Here is an 18,327-nt window from a genome sequence, read left to right on the forward strand (position 1 = left end):
GGGCGGCGATCCCGGCCGGCAGCCCCCGGCTCACCGCCCAGAACACCCCCGACAGGTAGATCCCCTGCATCAGGAAGCCGGCCACCATCGGATCGCGCCAGCCCGCCCGGGTCCCGGGCCAGCGCACCCGGGACGCCACCGCGATCAGCGCCAGCAGCAGGGCGACCCCGGTGAACCGGACCGCCGTGAAGCCCAGCGGATCGGCGTGCGGGATCACCGCCCGGGCGGAGATGAAGCCGGTCGCCCAGATCGGGACGAACAGGACCGGCAGGGCGCCGGCGGCGAGCGCCGGACGTGGAGCGGACGTAAGCATGGCTGTATCAAGGCGCATCGGGTAAGCCGGGCGCAACAGAAATCAGACCTGTCGGGTGCCGTGAACCGATCGGACCCGCACGGGAGGCACCGAGACCCGCTTTCCCAGGCCGCGAACGGGACCGGTCCGGCGGCGTTGACGGGCCGGCCCGGGCGTCCTTCATCGGCGGCCCGGCCACGAGGATCGTTGGACACCCGTGAACGCACTCCGCAACGGATTTCAGGTCGCGGGCCTCGCGGCGCAGCGCTTCGTCTCCCATGACGGATGGGCGATCGCCAGCCACATCGCGCTCTCGACCCTGACCTCCCTGTTCCCGTTCCTGATCCTGCTGGCGGCGCTGGCCGGCCTGTTCGGCACGCAGTCGCTCGCCGACGAGGCCGGCGTCCTGATCTTCGACGCGTGGCCCCGGGAGATCGCCAAGCCGATCGTCGGCGAGGTCCACCGGGTGCTCACCGAGCAGCGCAGCGGCGTGCTGACGCTGGGCGCCCTGTTCGCCCTGTACTTCTCGTCCTCGGGCGTCGAGAGCCTGCGGGTCGGCCTGAACCGGGCCTACGGGTTGCGGGAGAGCCGGCCCTGGTGGCTGACCCGGCTCGAATCGATCGGCTACGTGATCTGCGGCGCCTTCGCGATGCTGGCCTTCGCGCTGCTCGTGGTGCTGGGCCCGCTGATCTGGCGCAACGTCGTGCTGGTCGCGCCGGGGCTGGAGCCCCTGAGCCTCACGGTGGCGATCGGGCGGATCGGCGTCACCGCCCTGCTGCTGGCGGTGGTGCTGATCATCGCCCACAAGTTCGTCGCCGCCGGCCGGCGCTCGATCCTGTCGGTGCTGCCGGGAATCGGGGTGACGCTGGTCCTGTGGTTCTTCGCCGGCCTCGGCTTCGGCTATTATCTCGACCGCTTCTCGAACGCCTACGCGTCCACCTACGGGGGCCTGGCCACCGCGATGGTGTTCCTGGTGTTCCTGTACTGGCTGGCCGCCATGTTCCTGTTCGGCGGCGAGATCAACGGCACGGTGATCGCCGCCCGGCGCAGCCGGCTGCAGGCGAAGATGCTGGCGCGCCGCGCCGAGATGGAGGGACGATGGACGGCATCGAGCACCTGACCGTTCGCGTGAACGGCGCGGACCTGCACGTCGCGCGCTGCGGCACGGGCACCCCGCTGCTGCTGCTCCACGGCTGGCCGGAATTCTGGATGACCTGGGAGCCCGTGATGGCGCGGCTCAGGGCGCGCCACACCCTGATCGCCCCGGACCTGCGCGGCTTCGGCGACAGCGACAAGCCCGAGGGCGCCTTCGGACCGCCGGAGCAGGCGGCCGACATGGCGGCGCTGCTCGATGCGCTCGGCATCGACCGCGCCGGCATCGTCGGCCACGATGTCGGCGGCGCGGTGATCCAGGCGCTGGCCCGGGCTCATCCGGAGCGGTGCGCCGGCCTGTTCCTGTTCGACTTCGTCTATCCCGGGATCGGCCCCCGCCTCGGCGCCCCGGACCGGCTCAGCGAGATCTGGTACCAGTCCTTCAACCAGATGGACCTGGCGGTGACGCTGGTGGGTGCCAGCCGGGCAAGCTGCGCCGCCTATATCGGCCACTTCCTGCGGCACTGGTCGCACCGCAAGGATGCGTTCGATCCCGTTCTGGACGCCTTCGCGGACGCCTACATGAAGCCCGGCAACCTCGCGGGCGGGTTCGCACATTACCGGGCCGCCCATGCCGGCCGGATCGCGATGCTGAAGGGCGAGGCCCCGACCCTGCCGCCGATCACGGTGCCGACCTGCGTGCGCTGGGCGGAGCACGACCCGATCTTCCCCTTCGCCTGGACCGACCGCCTGGGCGAGACGTTCTCGGACCTCGACCTGGCGCCGTTCCCGGGCGTCGGCCACTTCCCCCATCGGGAGGATCCCGACCGGGCCGCGGCCGAGATCGCCGGGTTTTTCGGGCGGATCGGGTGGGTGTGACGTAACCGTCAGCGGGACTGGTTGCGGTAGACGCACTCGCGCCCGCGATCCTCGTACCCGCCCGGACAGGCGGTGACGCAGGCGCCGGCCGCGAGTTTTTTCGGGGGCGGGCAGGCGCCGGCAACTTGCGCCTGGGCCGGGACGGCGGCGAGCAGCAGTGCGATCAGGGCCTTGGCTATGAGGGTGCGGCCTGCCGTGGCCCGGCTGATCCCTTCGAGACACCGCATCGTCATCCATCCCGCCACCGGACCACCGATCGAGAGCTATGCCGTCGCGCGGCCGCGTCACCCGTGGGCCGGGTGTCCCGACGCACCGCGCTCCGTCAGCACGGCCACGATCCGCGCCACCTCGGCCTCGGCGGCGCAAAAACCCCGGCTCGTGTCGATCACAAAGTCGGCCCGGGCTCGCTTCTCGGCATCCGGCATCTGCTTGGCCAGGATCGCCGTGAAGGCCGCCTCGGTCATGCCGGGACGGGCCAGCACCCGGGCGCGTTGCACCTCGGGGGGCGCGCTGACCACCGCGACCGCGTCGCAGCGGGTCTCGCCGCCGGTCTCGTAGAGGAGCGGGATGTCGAGGACGACCAGCGGCGCGTCCGCGTGCCGGGCCAGGAACGCCGTGCTGGCCGCCCGGACCAACGGGTGGACGATGCGTTCGAGCGCCGCCATCCGGTCGGGATCGCCGAGCACCGCGTCGCGCAGGCGGGCGCGGTCGACGCCGCCCTGCGGGTCGAGCACGCCGGGAAAGGCGGCCCCGATCGCCGCGGCAGCCTCGCCGCCCGGACCGTAGAGGGCGTGGACGGCGGCGTCGGCATCGTGGACCGGCACGCCGAGCGCCGAAAACATCTTGGCGGTGGCCGACTTGCCCATGCCGATCGAGCCGGTCAGGCCGAGGATGACGGGGCGGTCCTTTGTCATCCGGAAAGATCCGCCACGATCCGGTCGCGCAGGCCCCGGGTGACGGCCGGGCGCAGGCCGAACCAGGCCTCGAAGCCCGGCACCGCCTGGTGCAGCAGCATGCCGAGCCCGTCCACCGCCGCGAGACCGCGCCGCCGCGCCGCCGCCAGCAGGTCCGTCTCCAGGGGGGCATAGACGATGTCGGCCACCGCGGCGGTCGCCGGCAGCGGGGTGAGGTCGAGGTCGAGGGGCGGCTGGCCCTTCATGCCGAGCGAGGTGGTGTTGACGACGAGTCCCGCCCCGGCGAGCGCATCGGGCAGGTCGTTCCAATCGAGCGCCGCGCCGATCCCCGGGGCCAGGGCCGCGAGGGTCTCGGCGCGGGTGCGGGTGCGGTTGGCGATCAGGATCCGGCGGACACCGTTCTCGGCCAGCCCGACCACGATCGCCCGGGCCGCGCCGCCGGCCGCGACGGCCTGGAAGGATCCGCGCTGAGCCGGGCCGCGCGTCCGGACAGCAATTCTTCGAAGAACGACCCCGGATTCGGGCGCCGCGGCTTACGCTTCGTGGACTACGCGGAGGCTGGCGTCGGATTCCCGTCCGCGAACTGCGTCGATCCGCGAAACGTGTCGCGGGCCAGGCCGGGAAACGCGACCGCCTGGAACAGGCCTCGGGCACCCAGGAACGCCACGAAGGCCAGCCACAGCCCGGCATTTCCCAGGCCGAACACCTGCACCAGCCCCAGAGCCGCGCAGTAGATCGCGAGCGCCCCCGCCATCAGGTTGCGCATCGCCCGCGTCCAGGTGGCGCCGATATAGATCCCGTCATAGGCGAACGCCGCCGTTGCGGCGAACGGCGCCAGCGCGGCATACGGCAGGTATGCCCGGGCGGTCTCGCGCACCGGCGCGCTGGTGGTGACGAAGTCGATGAAGCCCGGCCCCAAACCGAGCGCCAGCAGGCTGACCCCGATCCCGAAGCCCAGGCACCAGCGCAGGCTCAACGCGGAGGCCCGCCGGAACCCGGCGGCGTCCCGGGCGCCAACCGCTTGTCCGCACAGGGTTTCCGCCGCCGTAGCGAAGCCGTCGAGGAAGAAGCCGCCGATCAGGAACAGGTTCCAGAGGACGGAATTCGCCGCCAGGACCACGTCGCCCTGGCGGGCGCCGAGCGCCGAGAACAGCACGATGCCGGTGATCAGCGCCAGGGTGCGCAGGATCACGTCGAGGTTGACGCTGAGCGTCCGGCGCAGGGCGGCGGCGTCCCGCAGGTCGCGCAGCGGCACCCGGAACGGTCGCGATCCGAGCCGCGCGAGCACGATCAGGCCGAGCCCCAGCCCGGCCGCCTCCGCGCACAAAGTCGCCAGCGCCGCGCCGGCGAGCCCCAGGCCGAGGCCCAGCACGAAGGCGAGCGTCAGCCCGACATTGATCAGGTTGATCGCCACCTGCAGCAGCAGACCGAGATCGGTCCGCCCACGCCCCACCACCGAGCCGAGCACGCCATAACTTGCCAGCACGAAGGGCGCGGACAGGATGCGGATATGGAAGTAGGTCGCGAGCCCCGACGTCACCGCCTCGCTGGCGCCACTGACCGCGAAGGCGGCTTTGGCGATCGGCCATTGCAGCGCGAGCAGGGCCAGGCCGATCGCGGCGCCGGCCATCAGCGCTCGGGCCAGGATGCGGTCGACCTCGATGCCCTCCCGGGCCCCGACCGCCTGCGCGGTCAGTCCCGCGGTTGCCATGCGCAGGGACCCGAACGACCAGAAGATGGCATCGAAGATGACGGCTCCCAGCGCAACCGCGCCGAGCAGGGCCGCATCGCCGAGCCGGCCGATCACCGCCGCGCCGACGAAGCCGAGCATCGGCGTCGTGACGTTGGCGAGCGTCATCGGCAGCGCCAACGCCAATACGCTGCGGTGCGTCGGCAGGACCGGGGCGGCGGGCGGATGCGTCATGCCGCGACCTTAGCCGAGCCGGACGATGCGCGTCCCGATCAGCGCGAGGTCGCGAACAGCCGCGACAACAGCCAGAGCGGGATGACGACCACGGCGCCCGCGACGATCCAGCCGCCGAAATCGTGCAGCGAGGCGAGGCCGATCTCGAGGAGCGCCCGGGCCGAGTCGTAGGCGTGCCAGAATAGCCGGCCCGGCGTCAGGCCGAGCATCGCCATGAAGGCGCCGACCAGGACCGAAAGGAACAGCAGGCGCAGGAAGACGCCGGCGGGCGAGCCGCCAAGGAATCGGTGCAGCGCGGAGGGCCGCCGCTGGTATGTCTCAGACCCGTAGGCGGCGTTCGGCGGCGGAGCGCCTTGCCGGCGCCGGTCGTGATCGACGAGCATCGCGTCCTCATGAAGCCAGGAAGGGTCCGGATCGGCGACGAAACGGGCGGAACCGTGGCCGGCACACAACACCGCGTCGAAACCGGATCCCGGATCGGACGTTAGCGGGTTTCACCCACGGACCCGAGATGGCAAGCGAGAGCCGTCCCGCCAAGATGCCGGGAATGGCCGCGGGACAGCGCCGACGGGACGAGACCCAACATGATCGACCACGCCTTGTTCGACCCGGCGACGATCGATCCCGAGACGCTTCGGCTCAATGCCGAGATCGTCGCGGCGCACGCCGCCCTGCCTGATCCCTGGTCGTTCCCGATCGAGGAGGTTCGTGCCCGCCGCCGCGCCGGGACCAAGGCGGCTCCGGCGATGCCGCACAGCGCCCGGGCGGAATGGATGACGATCGAGGGGCCCAGCGGTCCGCTCAAGCTGCGCGTGGTCCGCCCGAAGGCCGACACGAAGGTGCGCGGCGCCTATCTTCACATCCACCGGGGCGGCTGGGTCTGGGGCGCGGCCGACGAGCAGGATCCCTGGCTCGAGCGCATCGCCGACGCCTGCGGCTTCGTCGTGCTGTCGGTGGAGTACCGCCTCGCCCCAGAGCATCCTTATCCGGCCGCGCTACTCGATTGCGAGGCCGCCGCCCTCTGGCTCGCGGGACCCGGCCGGGCCGAGTTCGGCGTCCACGCGCTGACGATCGGTGGCGAGTCGGTCGGCGCGCACCTCGCCGTGATGGTGCTGCTGCGCCTGCGGGACCGGCACAACCAGCCGCGCGCGTTCCGGGGCGCCAACCTCAACGCGGGCTTCTACGACCTCGGCCTGACCCCGTCGGTGCGCAACTGGGGCGACGAGCGCCTCGTCGTGAACACCCTCGATCTCACCAAGTTCGCGGACGGCTACGTCCGCGAGGGGATCGACCGACGGCGTCCGGACGTGTCGCCGATCTATGCCGACCTGAAAGGATTGCCGCCGGCCCTGTTCACCATCGGGACCGCTGACCCGCTTCTCGACGACACGCTCTACATGTCGGCGCGCTGGGCCGCCGCGGGCAATGGCGGCCACACCGCGATCTATCCCGGCGGTTGCCACGTCTTCGCCCGGTACCCGAGTCCGATGAGCGAGCGAGCCCTGGAACTGATCGACCGCTTCCTGATGGCCCTGGCCTGAGCGATCGATCCGAGATCCTGCCGGAGGCCTTCCGGGCGTGGTTCGCCGCGCGTGGCTGGACGCCGCGGCCGCACCAGCTCGACCTGCTGCGGATCGCCCGGTCGGGCCGGTCGGCGCTCCTGGTGGCGCCGACCGGCGCCGGTAAGACGCTCGCAGGATTCCTGCCGAGCCTCGTGGCTCTGGCGGAACGGGCAGCCCCCAAAGCGGAGCCCAAGACCGCCAAGGGCCTGCATACCCTCTACGTCTCGCCGCTCAAGGCGCTGGCGGTCGACATCGCCCGCAACCTCGACGCGCCCATCGCCCAGATGGGTCTCCCGGTACGCGTCGAGACCCGCACCGGCGATACCCCGGCGCACAAGCGCACCCGCCAGATCAGCCGCCCGCCCGACATCCTGCTGACGACGCCCGAGCAGCTGGCGCTTCTGATCGCCCATCGCGACGCCGCCGAATTCTTCTCCGGCCTGCGCTGCGTCATCCTCGACGAGCTGCATGCCCTCGTGACCTCGAAACGCGGGGACCTGCTCTCCCTGGCCCTCGCCCGGCTGCACCGCCTCAGCCCGGATCTGGCAGCGATCGGGCTGTCCGCAACGGTCCGAGAGCCCGACGAATTGCGGAAGTACCTGGTGCCGCAGCTGGAGCTTTCCCCTCCCCCCTCTGCGGGCGGTCGGAGTCATACAGCCCCGGACGAGGCTCGGGTCCCCTTTCCCGCACGGGAGAGGAAGCGCGTCGCGGTGTCGGCGCTCGATGAGGTCACACGCCCGACCCAGGCGCCTCTCCCTTCCTTCCCTGCAGAGGGGGGAGGGGAAAAACAGCCGCCCATGGCCGACCTCGTGACCGTCCGAGGCGGCGCCAAGGCCGACTTGCGCCTGCTCGATCTCGGGCGGTCGCTGCCGATCTCGGGGCACACCGCCTGGCACTCGATGCCGGCGATCTACGAATTGATCAAAGAGCACCGGACGACCCTGGTCTTCGTCAACACCCGGCTCCAGGCCGAGTACACGTTCCAAGAGCTCTGGCGCCTCAACGAGGACGCGCTGCCGATCGCGATCCATCACGGATCCCTCGACGCGCAGCAGCGGCGACGGGTCGAGGCCGCGATGGCGGAGGGACGATTGCGGGCGATCGTCTGCACCGCAACCCTCGACCTCGGCATCGACTGGGGCGACGTCGATCTCGTGGTCAATGTCGGGGCGCCCAAGGGCGCGAGCCGGATCATGCAGCGGATCGGCCGGGCCAACCACCGGATGGACGAGCCCTCGAAGGCCTATCTCGTCCCCGGCAACCGCTTCGAGATGCTGGAGTGCCAGGCGGCCCTCGACGCCGTCGAGGCGGCCGCGCAGGATACCCCCGACGCGCGGCTCGGCGCCCTCGACGTGCTCGCCCAGCACGTGCTCGGCATGGCCTGCGCGGACGCCTTCGACCCGGTCGGCCTCTACGACGAGATCGTCTCCGCAGCACCCTATGCCGGCCTGACCTGGGAATCTTTCGAGCAGGTCGTCGATTACGTCGCGACCGGCGGCTATGCCCTGCGTGCCTACGAGCGCTTCGCCAAGATCCTGCGCGGGCCCGACGGCCTCTGGCGCGTGCGCGATGCCCGGACGGCGCAGGCGTACCGGATGAATGTGGGCACGATCGTCGAGGCGGCGCGGGTCCGGGTGCGGCTCGGCCGGACCCTGCGCGGCAAGCCCGGCACGGTCCTGCCGAAGGGCGGCCGGGTGCTCGGCGAGATCGAGGACGAGTTCGCCGACACGCTCACGATCGGCGACACCTTCCTGTTCGCCGGCGAGACCCTGCGCTTCGAGGGACTCGCCGAGGACGAGGCCCTGGTGACCCGCGCGCCGCTCGGGACCGATCCTGCGATCCCCTCTTATGCCGGCGCGAAATTCCCGCTCTCGACCTTCCTGGCCGAGCGGGTCCGGGCGATCATCGCCGACCCGTTCGCCTGGGATCGCCTGCCGAAGCAGATCGGTGACTACCTCCAGCAGCAGCGCCGCCGCTCGGTCCTGCCGGGCGAGCGCGACCTGCTGGTGGAGACCTTCCCACGGGGGAAGCGCCACTACCTGACGGCCTTCCCGTTCGAGGGACGGCTGGCACATCAGACCCTCGGCATGCTGCTGACCCGGCGGATGGAGCGTGACGGCCTGCGCCCGCTCGGGTTCGCGGCCAACGATTACGGCATCGCGATCTGGACGACCCGCGATGTTTCGGAGCGCGCTGCGCTGGACCCCGACTTCATCGGCGACCTGTTCGCGGTCGACATGCTGGGCGACGACCTGGAGGCGTGGCTCGATGAATCGGCGATGATGAAGCGTACGTTCCGGCAATGCGCGGTGATCGCCGGCCTGATCGAACGCCATCACCCCGGCCTGAAGAAGTCCGGCCGTCAGGTCACGATCTCGACGGATCTGATCTACGACGTGCTGCGCAAGCACCAGCCCGACCACCTCCTGCTGCGCGCGGCGCGACAGGATGCGGCAACCGGACTCCTCGACGTGAGGCGCCTCGGCATGATGCTAGAGCGCATCCAGGGGCGAATCATTCACAAGGCTCTCGATCGGGTCTCGCCGCTCTCCGTATCCGTCATGCTCGAGATCGGGCGCGAACGGGTCTACGGTGAGGGGGCCGACGAGATCCTGGCCGAGGCCGAGGCGGAGCTTCTTCAGGAAGCCCTGTCCTGACCGTCGATCCGCCCTCCCCCATCGAGCCCGAGGATGCGATCTTGGCGGCCGGCCTGAGACTCGAGAAGACTCACAAGCACCCGACCCTGCTGCTGGCGGGCGAGACCCTGGTGCTGGATCTCTGCGGCGGCGTGTGGCTGCCCGAGCACCGCACGCTGATCGTCTCCGATCTCCATCTGGAGAAGGGGTCGTCCTACGCCGCCCGCACCGGCCAGTTCCTGCCGCCTTACGACACCCGCGAGACCCTCGCCTGCCTCCACGAGGCGGTGGTGCGCCACGATCCGACGCGCGTGGTCGCGCTCGGGGATTCCTTCCACGATGTCCGCGGCCCGGAGCGGATGGAGCCCGGCGACCGAGCCATGGTGTCGGCTTTGCAGGAGGGCCGGGACTGGGTCTGGATCGCGGGCAATCACGACGCGGCGGTCAGCGAGGGTGTCGGCGGTCGCTACGCCGACGCGCTGACCCTGGGCGGCCTGATCCTGCGTCACGAGCCGAGCGCCGAACCGGTCTCCGGCGAGATCGCCGGCCATCTCCATCCCTGCGGAAAGGTCGCCATGCGCGGCCGGGCGGTCCGCCGTCGCTGCTTCGTCACCGACGGCACCCGCCTCGTGATGCCGGCCTTCGGCGCTTACGCCGGCGGGCTGAACGTCCGCGACCGGGCCATCGAAAGCCTGTTCCCCAAGGGGTTCACGGCCCATCTGCTCGGGGATGGACGGGTCTTCACCATCGGCCGGTCGCAGCTCGCGCGGGATTGACGGGAGCGCGCGTCACCGTTCGGGATATCGCTTCGCCGCGGGTGGGGGCCATGTGAACGAGCGCCGCGAGACGTCAGCGATAGAAGGTGTACGTCGCGCTGTAGGGCACACGCGCCGTCTGGCCCGGCGTGCAGACGCCCTGCGGTTTCTCACCGCCGACCGTGTCGCTCCGCAAGATATACTGCGTTCCGGCGAGCGATCCGGATCCAGTTGCTCGGCCGGACAGCAGCAGCCACGCAACGGCTTGGGGTCGCGGTGCGGGCGCCTGAGCGATGACGGTGCCCAGCACCCGGGAGCCGTCCTGCGCCTCCCAGACCGGTCCCTCGAAGTGACGCCCGACCGCGCGTCCGTCCGGCTGGACGAGTTCCGCCTCGGGCTTGGCGGGGCCCCAGGCCGGCCCCTTTTCGGCAGCGATGCAGGCATAGATCTGCACGCCCCGGGCGGAGAGCCGCGCGACTGCCACGCTGCCGGGCGGCGGCGCCAAGCCCGCCGGTTCGGCCATTGCGAAGGCCGGAGCGCAAGATGCAGCGGCGATGAGGGCTGTCCGGCAAGACCTGATGAGGGTGCGGGACGTGATGATGGCGTAGGAAATCGGTTCAGCTCCATCCTGACGGTCCGAACCGCCGATACGTCGCAAACCGCGTGCGCGTTTCACGCCGCGGCTCGCGCGTGTTCCGGGTCAGGCTGATTTCATGAACCGGGTGACACTCTCCGAGAGATCCGCTGAGTGTCCGGCAAGGCTCTCGGCGACGCCCAGGACAGCTTCCGCAAGTTGACCGGTGGCATTGGCGGCCTGCGAGACGCCGCCGATATTGCCGGACATCTCATGCGTCGAGACTGCCTGCTCCTCGACGGCGCTCGCCATCGCCAGGGTCAGCGTCGAGAGCTCGGCGACGGCGGCGGTGATCATCTCGATCGCCCCGACCGCTTCGCCGGTGGCGCTCTGGATCGCCGCAACCTGCTGGGTGATCTCGCCGGTGGCCTTCGCGGTCTGCTCGGCCAGAGCCTTGACCTCGCTCGCCACCACCGCGAAGCCCCGGCCGGCGGCGCCGGCACGGGCGGCCTCGATCGTGGCATTCAGCGCCAGGAGATTGGTCTGCCCGGCGATCGACTTGATCATGCCGACCACCGCGTCGACCTCGCGGGCGTTCTCGGCGAGCTGCCGCATCGTCGCGTCCGTGGTCTCGGCCTGGACCGCGATCTGCCGGGCACGCTCTGAGACCCGTCCGACCTGACCCGAGATCTCCTGGATCGCGCCGTTCATCTGCTCGGAATTCGCCGCCACGGACGAGGCCTTCTGCCTGGCGGCATCGGCCGACTGCGTCAGCCCCTCGGCCGAATGCTGCATCTCGCGGATCGCCGAGCCCACGGCATCGACGACACGGCTGACGTCGGTGGACATGTTCACCTGCGCGGATACGACGGCCCAGGTCAGCATCGGCCCGATGTAATTGCCCTTCCGGTCGTTGACGGCGGTGACCTGCAGGTCGAGCGTCTCCGGCCCCACCTTGATCTTGGTCCGGTGCGGCAGCCGGCTCGCATCCGCCAGCATGTTGCGCTGGTGATGCGGGTTCTTGTGGAACACGTCGAAGGAGTGGTCGAGCATCTCGTCGACCTTGATCGGCAGATATTGCTCGAGCGGCCCGAGGGTCCGCCGCGAGGTGGCGTTCAGGTAGTTGATCTTGAACTCGTTGCGGGGATCGGCCGTCATCACCGCGACCGGCATGTTGTCGATCATCGACATCAGCCGATCGATATCGTTCTTCTTGGCCGAGATGTCGGCCGCGAACTTGACCACCTTCACCGGCTTGCCGTGCGCGTCGAGGACGGGGTTGTAGGTCGCCTCCAGCCAGACCTCCGCACCGTTCTTGTCGATGCGCAGGAACTCGCCGGTGACGTACTGGCCGTCCTTCAGCTTCGACCAGAACTCCGTGTACTCTGGCGACTTGGCAAACATCGGTTCGACGAAGATGCGATGATGCTTATCCCGTACATCAGCCAGGGTGTACTTCATCAAGCTTAAAAAATTCTGGTTGGCGTTGAGGACTTGGCCGTCCATCGAGAATTCGATGATCGCCAACGACCGGTCCAAGGCGTCAAGCTTGGCCTGCGCCTCGTTGTAGACGGTTCTCTTGAACATATCGGTGCTCACGCTGCTCCCGCGGGCATATGGCCAAGATTGGGTTAAATTTTATCTAATTCGACAGTTTTTGAGACGGAATCCTATATTGATCGAAAACGGAAGAAAATATTCGTGCCACATCAATTATAATATTTTCTGATTATGGGTGTCGATTTGTATTGATGATGGTTTTTTGCTGATAATCTGGCGAATATCAGAACCAGCCTCGGCTTCGAAAATAAACGATGGGAGCCAGAGCGCTGATCAGGATAAGCGCGAGGGCGTAGGGATAGCCGTATGCCCAGTCCAGCTCCGGCATGTGCTTGAAGTTCATGCCGTACATCGAGGCGATCAGGGTCGGCGGCACGCCCACCACCGAAACCACTGTCAGCACCCGGAAGACGTTGTTCTGCTCGATGTTGATCAGTCCCAACGTGGCGTCGAGAAGGAACTGAACGTTCTCGGCGAGCCGCGTCTCGAACTCGTCCAAGGAGTCGATGTCGCGCCGGATCGTCTCGAAGCGGCCGTCCTCGGGCAGGCCCAGTCCGTCGCAGGCGGCCGACACGAACGGCACGATCCGCTCCAGGCCGAGCAGACTGGCTCGGATCTTCCCCAGGACCTTCCCGCGGTTGCTGATCCCGCGCAGGATCCGCCGCAGCGCCAGGTCACGGCGGCGGGGCGGCGGGCGTTCCAGCCGGCGGCGGTCGGCGCCGCGGACATCGAAATCGAAGATCCGCGTGGACAGCGTGTCGAGTTCGGAGGCCATGTCCTCAAGGGCGTCCGCGAGGCTGTCGACCAGTTCCTCAAGGATCACGATGAAAATCTCGCTCGGCGCGACGCTGCCGTCGCCGTCCGCGATGCGCTTCTCCGACGAGTCGATCGCGCGCATGTCGTGGAACCGGATCGTGACGAGGTGATCCTTCGACAGGAGGAACCCCAGCGGCTTCAACTGGGAATCACTGCGCTCGAAGGTGATCATCGGCGTCGAGAGCGACAGCCCGTCCTTCACCCGCCGCAGCCGGCTGGAGGATTCCACCTCCGACAGGGCGGCCCGGGACGGAACGCGCAGGCCGGTGGCCGCTTCCACGGCGGCGGCCTCCTCGGAGGTCGGGTCCTTCAGATCGAGCCAGACGGCATTGCCGGGGATCGGGCTGCCGCATTCAGGCGTCACCGCGCCTTCGGGTCCGTGCAGGCTCAGCATGAGGGCGCGTTGTCCTAGGGGAAATCGGGGCCGATGCCCCGTCATCGCGCCGTCGCGCAGGGGTGCGACAGCCTTGACTCGAAACCACGCGAGGGCTATCCCGCCGCCGTCATTGGCACTCGCCAAGACAGAGTGCTAACAGTCGGGTTTGGGAGCGGTCGCGCAGGCCGCATCAACGCCAACTGCAGACCTGAAGCAAGAGGGCAGCTCATGAAGTTCCGTCCGCTGCACGACCGCGTGGTCGTCCGTCGCATCGAGAGCGAGGAGAAGACCAAGGGCGGCATCATCATTCCGGACACCGCCAAGGAGAAGCCGCAGGAAGGCGAGATCGTCGCCGTCGGTCCCGGCGCTCGTGACGAGCAGGGCCGCGTCAACGCGCTCGACGTGAAGGCGGGGGACCGCGTCCTGTTCGGCAAGTGGTCCGGCACCGAGGTCAAGATCGACGGTCAGGACCTCCTGATCATGAAGGAATCCGACATCATGGGCGTCGTCGCCCTCTGATCGGATCCCTGTTTCCCGCCCTTTGAGGCCGTTCGAGGCCTTGGGGTCCAACCCAATCACAAGAGGCAAACCATGGCAGCGAAAGACGTTCGTTTCTCCGCCGACGCCCGCGATAAGATGCTGCGCGGCGTCGATATCCTCGCCGACGCGGTGAAGGTGACGCTGGGCCCCAAGGGCCGCAACGTCGTGATCGAGAAGAGCTTCGGCGCCCCGCGCATCACCAAGGACGGCGTCACCGTCGCCAAGGAGATCGAGCTCGCCGACAAGTTCGAGAACATGGGCGCCCAGATGGTGCGCGAAGTGGCCTCGAAGACCAACGACATCGCGGGTGACGGCACCACCACCGCCACCGTGCTGGCCCAGGCCATCGTCCGCGAAGGCGCCAAGTACGTCGCCGCCGGCATCAACCCGATGGACCTGAAGCGCGGCATCGACCTCGCCACCGCCGCCGCGGTGAAGGACATCATCGCGCGCGCCAAGAAGGTCTCGACCTCCGACGAGGTCGCCCAGGTCGGCACGATCTCCGCCAACGGCGACAAGGAGATCGGCGAGATGATCGCCCACGCCATGCAGAAGGTTGGCAACGAGGGCGTGATCACGGTCGAGGAGGCCAAGACGGCCGAGACCGAGCTCGACGTCGTCGAGGGCATGCAGTTCGACCGCGGTTACCTGTCCCCGTACTTCATCACGAACGCGGAGAAGATGGTCGCCGAACTCGAGGATCCCTACATCCTGATCCACGAGAAGAAGCTGTCGTCGCTGCAGGCGATGCTTCCGGTGCTCGAGGCCGTGGTCCAGACCGGCAAGCCCCTGTTGATCATCGCCGAGGACATCGAGGGCGAGGCGCTGGCCACCCTCGTGGTGAACAAGCTGCGCGGCGGCCTGAAGGTCGCGGCCGTGAAGGCGCCGGGCTTCGGCGATCGCCGCAAGGCGATGCTCGAGGACATCGCGATCCTGACCAAGGGCCAGATGATCGCCGAGGACCTCGGCATCAAGCTCGAGAACGTGACCCTGCCGATGCTCGGCCGCGCCAAGCGCGTCCGCATCGAGAAGGAGAACACCACGATCATCGACGGCGTCGGCGAGAAGTCGGACATCGAGGGCCGCATCTCGCAGATCAAGGCGCAGATCGAGGAGACCACCTCGGACTACGACCGGGAGAAGCTGCAGGAGCGCCTGGCCAAGCTCGCGGGCGGCGTCGCGGTGATCCGCGTCGGCGGCGCGACCGAGGTCGAGGTCAAGGAAAAGAAGGACCGCGTCGACGACGCCCTCAACGCCACCCGCGCGGCCGTCGAGGAAGGCATCGTCCCGGGCGGCGGCACCGCGCTGCTGCGCGCCAAGAAGGCCGTCGCCGAGCTGAAGAGCGATGTTCCGGACGTCCAGGCCGGCATCAAGATCGTGCTGAAGGCGCTCGAGGCCCCGATCCGTCAGATCGCCCAGAACGCCGGCGTGGAAGGCTCGATCGTGGTCGGCAAGATCACCGACAACACCTCCTCGGAGACCTACGGCTTCAACGCCCAGACCGAAGAGTATGTCGACATGATCCAGGCCGGCATCGTCGACCCGGCCAAGGTCGTCCGCACCGCCCTGCAGGACGCGGCTTCCGTCGCCGGCCTGCTGGTCACCACGGAGGCGATGGTGGCCGACGCCCCGAAGAAGGACGGCGGCGCCCCCGCGATGCCGGGCGGCGGCGGCATGGGCGGCATGGACTTCTAAATCCACGCCAACCATCGAGCTGACGAAGGGGGTCGCCGAAAGGCGGCCCCTTTTTTCGTTGGTGCGACACGGTCCCCTCACGCTCCCGCGTTAGTCCCGGCTTTCATGAGGGACGGCCGTGCGATGGCTGCAGAATGGTCTTCGCGTGCGAGATCAGCCTCGATTTGGGCAGCCAGCGTGAAGAAGCGCTGGCGGACCTCGGCGGCAAACGGATTCGATCGCTCGATCGCCTCGAAGACTTCCGGGGCGTCGTGCCGGACCATGTCGACCGCCTGCATGTGCAGTGAAAAGCTCCGCGTGGTCATATGAGTGGGAAGCGGCTCCATGGCGACGAGCACCCGCGCGATCAGATGCGTCAGGCCTTGCACCGCCGCGGCCTCGCGGTCGTGAGCCTCCGGCGTCGTGACGATCACCTTCAGTCTCAGCACCGTCCGGAGAAAAGCCGCAGCACGACGCCCCCGCCGTCCCGAGACAGCACACACCGCGATCTTCAGGCCGACGATCCCGCCGACGGCACTCTGGGGGCCGAACAGGGGATGGGTTCCCAGGATATCGACGCCGGCCGGTAATCCCGCCCGCATGATCGCGACCGGCATCATCTTCACTGAGCCGACATCGACCACCAGGGTCCCCGGTCTGAGGTGGGGGGCTATCGCGGCCACGACATCGGACAGGCGGGAAACCGGAACGGCCAGGATGACGACGGGGCAGCGTGCCGCCGCGATCAAGTCCGTTCGCACGGCGCCGTAGGTCGGGGAATCGGCCTCGGCCGGGCGGGGATCGTACACGCGCAGCGCCATGTGCGGCGCGAGATGCTGAGCGATCAGGCGACCGAAAGCGCCGAAACCGATGATCCCGACGGCGGGGCGGCCTTGAGTTGTTTGGGAGAATGACACGGTGACCTCGGGCAGGCGCGAGGTCGGCGGATCATGATGAGGTGCAACCGCCGACGACGCAGCGGTTGGGCATGATAAGCAAGCCGCCGCTATGAAAGCGGCGGGCGATAGGATGCGGTGAACGGCAAGCTTAGCATGATGACGGCCGTCTATGCCGTGCCACCTTGCTCGTCAACAAGGCCGCATCGATGCCGGGACAGGGCTGGTCGTGCACTTTTCTCAGACGTTGCTCGATCAAAAGTCCCAGGCTTCACTGCGCTGGGCGCGCGTTTCCCTTCGCGTTATCTCGGAACCAAAAAAAACGGGACGGCTTGCGCCGTCCCGTCTGTCGTCGTGCCTATCGGCCTAAGAAGATAGAAGCCAGTCGCTGGAGCAGGCCCCGCGGTGCGGGCGGAGGCTCACTCTGTCCAGGACCGTCCCCAATCTAATTGGCGGCGAAGGGATGCTGGGCCGAGTTGCGCTGCTCGGTGACGGTCGAAGCCTTCGGCTCGCCGTTCACGGCGCGCTGGATCGAGAGCTTGGTGGCCTCGTAGTTGTACTTCTGGATCTTGGCGTCATCGGCCGCTTCCCAGTGGATGAACACGCCGACCAGGATGAACAGGTCGTCGGCCTCATCGGCCGGGATGATGCCTTCGGCGACGGCGTCCTGGACGGCCTTGGCAACGCCGTGCTGGGCCGGGCCGAACATCTGGACGGCCTGACGGGCGTCGTTGATGGTGACCTTGTTGAACATCAGGGTGTTCGGCTTGCACGGCAGGTTCGGCGCGATGACCGCGAGCAGGCTGGTGAAGCCGTGCTTGTTGTTCACGAGGCCGTTGCAGAAAGCCGTCTCGGCGGGCGAGCCGCGCGGTCCGATGATCAGGTCGATGTGAGCGACTTCGTTGCCGTCGCCGACGAGGGCTTCGCCAACCTGAACCTTGGTGATCTTCGCCATTCGGTGTCTCTCCCTGGATTCCGAAATAGGGCCGCGGCGCCGGACAATGCCAGCGGCCGGGAAGCCATCCTTGTTATCGGCGCCCGAACCTCCGGACGAGCCGGTTGGGCCGAGCCGGTTGGGCCGGACAGCGCGCCGGACCCTACAGTGCGACCCAGCGGCTCACAACCCGCGCAAGGCCCTGGATCTGAGGAATTTCTTTGGCCACGGGGCGTGAAAAGCTGGAACTTATCCGTGCGTCACGCGAAGGCGGCGCCTGCCGTGGTCAAGGCGTCCCAGAACACGGTCGCGACCGTGAAATCCGCGCTGGTGCCGGGGTTGAGCCCGCGCGCCTTCAGCGACGCGTCGAGGACCAGCAGCGGCTCGACCGGACGGGTGGTGAGATCGAGGCTGTCGAGTAAGGTTGCGACCTCCCTGCGAACAGACTCCGCCACCGGTGCGCCGGCCTTGCGGGCGATGTGGCTGTCCGGAACGGTCCTGAGATAGGCCAGGTGGATCGCGGTGGTGCACCAAGTCGGATCGAGACCTGCGGCGCGCGCGCCGGCGAGGGCCGGGAGCCCGATCTCTACGATGTCCGCGAAGCCTGTGCCGTAGGCCCCAGCGATGCGGTCGCGATGCGCCGCCTCCGCCATGGCGGCGCGCAGGGAGGCCGGGGCGACGGCCGATACGTCGTGCCGCTCGGCCCGGCCGAGGCCTCCCGGGTTCGCGAGCCGGATCGCCGCGAAGACCGCTTCGGAATCGGCGGCATCGAGGGTGTCCAGCACCGCCTTGACCGATCGGCCCCCCTCCGCTGCGACAGCGAGCGGCGCGCACAGGAGCAGGATGCCGAGATTGGTGTTCTGGGCGACGGCCGCCAGGGTCGCCGTGACCCCGGCGCGGACC

At 68.7% G+C, this 18,327-nt stretch carries 17 protein-coding genes and 2 pseudogenes; 7 read left to right on the top strand and 12 right to left on the bottom strand.

Going from position 1 to position 18,327, the window contains the following annotated elements; translation table 11 throughout:
* Nucleotides 1–313: pseudogene (locus FV228_RS06300) on the bottom strand (EamA/RhaT family transporter); the annotation flags it as partial.
* Nucleotides 314–509: 196 nt separating this feature from the next.
* Here FV228_RS06300 and FV228_RS06305 point away from each other — a divergent pair.
* Both FV228_RS06305 and FV228_RS06310 read left to right on the top strand, forming a co-directional pair.
* Nucleotides 510–1,412 carry a YihY/virulence factor BrkB family protein gene (locus tag FV228_RS06305; protein WP_147853815.1) on the top strand — a complete coding sequence of 301 codons (903 nt, stop codon included), beginning with the start codon at nucleotides 510–512 and terminating at the stop codon, nucleotides 1,410–1,412.
* Complete coding sequence (locus tag FV228_RS06310) at nucleotides 1,391–2,263, top strand: alpha/beta hydrolase (protein WP_187277654.1); 873 nt, start codon at nucleotides 1,391–1,393, stop codon at nucleotides 2,261–2,263. The genes FV228_RS06305 and FV228_RS06310 overlap by 22 nt, the downstream gene beginning before the upstream one ends.
* An 8-nt stretch (nucleotides 2,264–2,271) precedes the next feature.
* Here the strand turns inward: FV228_RS06310 and FV228_RS06315 are convergent, their stop codons facing one another.
* The 5 genes and pseudogenes from FV228_RS06315 to FV228_RS06335 form a co-directional block, all read right to left on the bottom strand.
* A complete protein-coding gene (locus tag FV228_RS06315; protein ID WP_147853816.1) occupies nucleotides 2,272–2,490 on the bottom strand; it encodes a hypothetical protein in 219 nt (72 codons plus the stop codon).
* Nucleotides 2,491–2,547: 57 nt separating this feature from the next.
* The gene (gene coaE, locus FV228_RS06320) at nucleotides 2,548–3,177 is read right to left on the bottom strand and encodes a dephospho-CoA kinase (RefSeq protein WP_147853817.1); all 630 of its coding nucleotides are present in this window, start codon (nucleotides 3,175–3,177) and stop codon (nucleotides 2,548–2,550) included.
* A pseudogene (locus FV228_RS06325) lies at nucleotides 3,174–3,626 on the bottom strand (shikimate dehydrogenase); the annotation flags it as partial. The pseudogene FV228_RS06325 and the gene coaE, both read right to left, overlap by 4 nt.
* Nucleotides 3,627–3,724: 98 nt before the next feature.
* A complete protein-coding gene (locus FV228_RS06330) occupies nucleotides 3,725–5,101 on the bottom strand; it encodes an MATE family efflux transporter (protein WP_147853818.1) in 1,377 nt (458 codons plus the stop codon).
* A 38-nt stretch (nucleotides 5,102–5,139) separates the two neighbouring features.
* Nucleotides 5,140–5,484 carry a DUF6460 domain-containing protein gene (locus FV228_RS06335; protein WP_147853819.1) on the bottom strand — a complete coding sequence of 115 codons (345 nt, stop codon included), beginning with the start codon at nucleotides 5,482–5,484 and terminating at the stop codon, nucleotides 5,140–5,142.
* Nucleotides 5,485–5,685: 201 nt separating this feature from the next.
* On the opposite strand from FV228_RS06335, the gene FV228_RS06340 reads away from it, so the two are divergent.
* The 3 genes from FV228_RS06340 to pdeM are packed head-to-tail and all read left to right on the top strand — an operon-like array spanning nucleotide 5,686 to nucleotide 10,075.
* A complete protein-coding gene (locus FV228_RS06340; RefSeq protein WP_147853820.1) occupies nucleotides 5,686–6,642 on the top strand; it encodes an alpha/beta hydrolase in 957 nt (318 codons plus the stop codon).
* Nucleotides 6,639–9,320 carry a ligase-associated DNA damage response DEXH box helicase gene (locus FV228_RS06345; RefSeq protein WP_246693848.1) on the top strand — a complete coding sequence of 894 codons (2,682 nt, stop codon included), beginning with the start codon at nucleotides 6,639–6,641 and terminating at the stop codon, nucleotides 9,318–9,320. Before FV228_RS06340 ends, FV228_RS06345 begins: the two co-directional genes overlap by 4 nt.
* Before the next feature lie 41 nt (nucleotides 9,321–9,361).
* Entirely contained in the window at nucleotides 9,362–10,075 is a 714-nt protein-coding gene (gene pdeM, locus FV228_RS06350) for a ligase-associated DNA damage response endonuclease PdeM (protein WP_147853821.1), read from the top strand.
* Nucleotides 10,076–10,148: 73 nt separating this feature from the next.
* Here pdeM and FV228_RS06355 read toward each other — a convergent pair whose 3' ends face one another.
* The 3 genes from FV228_RS06355 to FV228_RS06365 form a co-directional block, all read right to left on the bottom strand.
* Entirely contained in the window at nucleotides 10,149–10,577 is a 429-nt protein-coding gene (locus tag FV228_RS06355; RefSeq protein WP_147853822.1) for a DUF3455 domain-containing protein, read from the bottom strand.
* Nucleotides 10,578–10,754: 177 nt separating this feature from the next.
* Nucleotides 10,755–12,215 (bottom strand): PAS domain-containing methyl-accepting chemotaxis protein, encoded by a 1,461-nt coding sequence (locus FV228_RS06360; RefSeq protein ID WP_147853823.1) that lies wholly within the window; start codon nucleotides 12,213–12,215, stop codon nucleotides 10,755–10,757.
* A 196-nt stretch (nucleotides 12,216–12,411) separates the two neighbouring features.
* Nucleotides 12,412–13,398 carry a CorA family divalent cation transporter gene (locus FV228_RS06365; RefSeq protein ID WP_147853824.1) on the bottom strand — a complete coding sequence of 329 codons (987 nt, stop codon included), beginning with the start codon at nucleotides 13,396–13,398 and terminating at the stop codon, nucleotides 12,412–12,414.
* A gap of 210 nt (nucleotides 13,399–13,608) precedes the next feature.
* On the opposite strand from FV228_RS06365, the gene groES reads away from it, so the two are divergent.
* Both groES and groL read left to right on the top strand, forming a co-directional pair.
* A complete protein-coding gene (groES, locus tag FV228_RS06370; RefSeq protein ID WP_007567860.1) occupies nucleotides 13,609–13,899 on the top strand; it encodes a co-chaperone GroES in 291 nt (96 codons plus the stop codon).
* Nucleotides 13,900–13,971: 72 nt separating this feature from the next.
* Nucleotides 13,972–15,615, top strand: coding sequence for a chaperonin GroEL (gene groL, locus FV228_RS06375; RefSeq protein WP_147853825.1), 1,644 nt, complete (start codon nucleotides 13,972–13,974; stop codon nucleotides 15,613–15,615).
* 77 nt (nucleotides 15,616–15,692) lie between these two features.
* Here groL and FV228_RS06380 read toward each other — a convergent pair whose 3' ends face one another.
* The 3 genes from FV228_RS06380 to FV228_RS06390 form a co-directional block, all read right to left on the bottom strand.
* Nucleotides 15,693–16,511, bottom strand: coding sequence for a prephenate dehydrogenase (locus tag FV228_RS06380; protein ID WP_147853826.1), 819 nt, complete (start codon nucleotides 16,509–16,511; stop codon nucleotides 15,693–15,695).
* Nucleotides 16,512–16,935: 424 nt separating this feature from the next.
* A complete protein-coding gene (fae, locus tag FV228_RS06385) occupies nucleotides 16,936–17,445 on the bottom strand; it encodes a 5,6,7,8-tetrahydromethanopterin hydro-lyase (protein WP_007568574.1) in 510 nt (169 codons plus the stop codon).
* Between the two features lie 239 nt (nucleotides 17,446–17,684).
* Nucleotides 17,685–18,327 (bottom strand): triphosphoribosyl-dephospho-CoA synthase (locus FV228_RS06390; RefSeq protein WP_147853827.1); only part of this gene is annotated, 643 nt, incomplete at its 5' end.

It is taken from the genome of Methylobacterium sp. WL18, from assembly GCF_008040015.1.
Lineage (GTDB): Bacteria > Pseudomonadota > Alphaproteobacteria > Rhizobiales > Beijerinckiaceae > Methylobacterium > Methylobacterium mesophilicum.

Coding starts and splice junctions, on each gene's coding strand:
- FV228_RS06330 (WP_147853818.1), bottom strand. CDS start 5,101: ATGACGCATCCGCCCGCCGCCCCGGTCCTGCCGACGCACCGCAGCGTA.
- coaE (WP_147853817.1), bottom strand. CDS start 3,177: ATGACAAAGGACCGCCCCGTCATCCTCGGCCTGACCGGCTCGATCGGC.
- FV228_RS06315 (WP_147853816.1), bottom strand. CDS start 2,490: ATGCGGTGTCTCGAAGGGATCAGCCGGGCCACGGCAGGCCGCACCCTC.
- FV228_RS06360 (WP_147853823.1), bottom strand. CDS start 12,215: ATGTTCAAGAGAACCGTCTACAACGAGGCGCAGGCCAAGCTTGACGCC.
- FV228_RS06340 (WP_147853820.1), top strand. CDS start 5,686: ATGATCGACCACGCCTTGTTCGACCCGGCGACGATCGATCCCGAGACG.
- fae (WP_007568574.1), bottom strand. CDS start 17,445: ATGGCGAAGATCACCAAGGTTCAGGTTGGCGAAGCCCTCGTCGGCGAC.
- groES (WP_007567860.1), top strand. CDS start 13,609: ATGAAGTTCCGTCCGCTGCACGACCGCGTGGTCGTCCGTCGCATCGAG.
- FV228_RS06335 (WP_147853819.1), bottom strand. CDS start 5,484: ATGCTCGTCGATCACGACCGGCGCCGGCAAGGCGCTCCGCCGCCGAAC.
- FV228_RS06365 (WP_147853824.1), bottom strand. CDS start 13,398: ATGCTGAGCCTGCACGGACCCGAAGGCGCGGTGACGCCTGAATGCGGC.
- groL (WP_147853825.1), top strand. CDS start 13,972: ATGGCAGCGAAAGACGTTCGTTTCTCCGCCGACGCCCGCGATAAGATG.
- FV228_RS06310 (WP_187277654.1), top strand. CDS start 1,391: ATGGACGGCATCGAGCACCTGACCGTTCGCGTGAACGGCGCGGACCTG.
- FV228_RS06355 (WP_147853822.1), bottom strand. CDS start 10,577: ATGGCCGAACCGGCGGGCTTGGCGCCGCCGCCCGGCAGCGTGGCAGTC.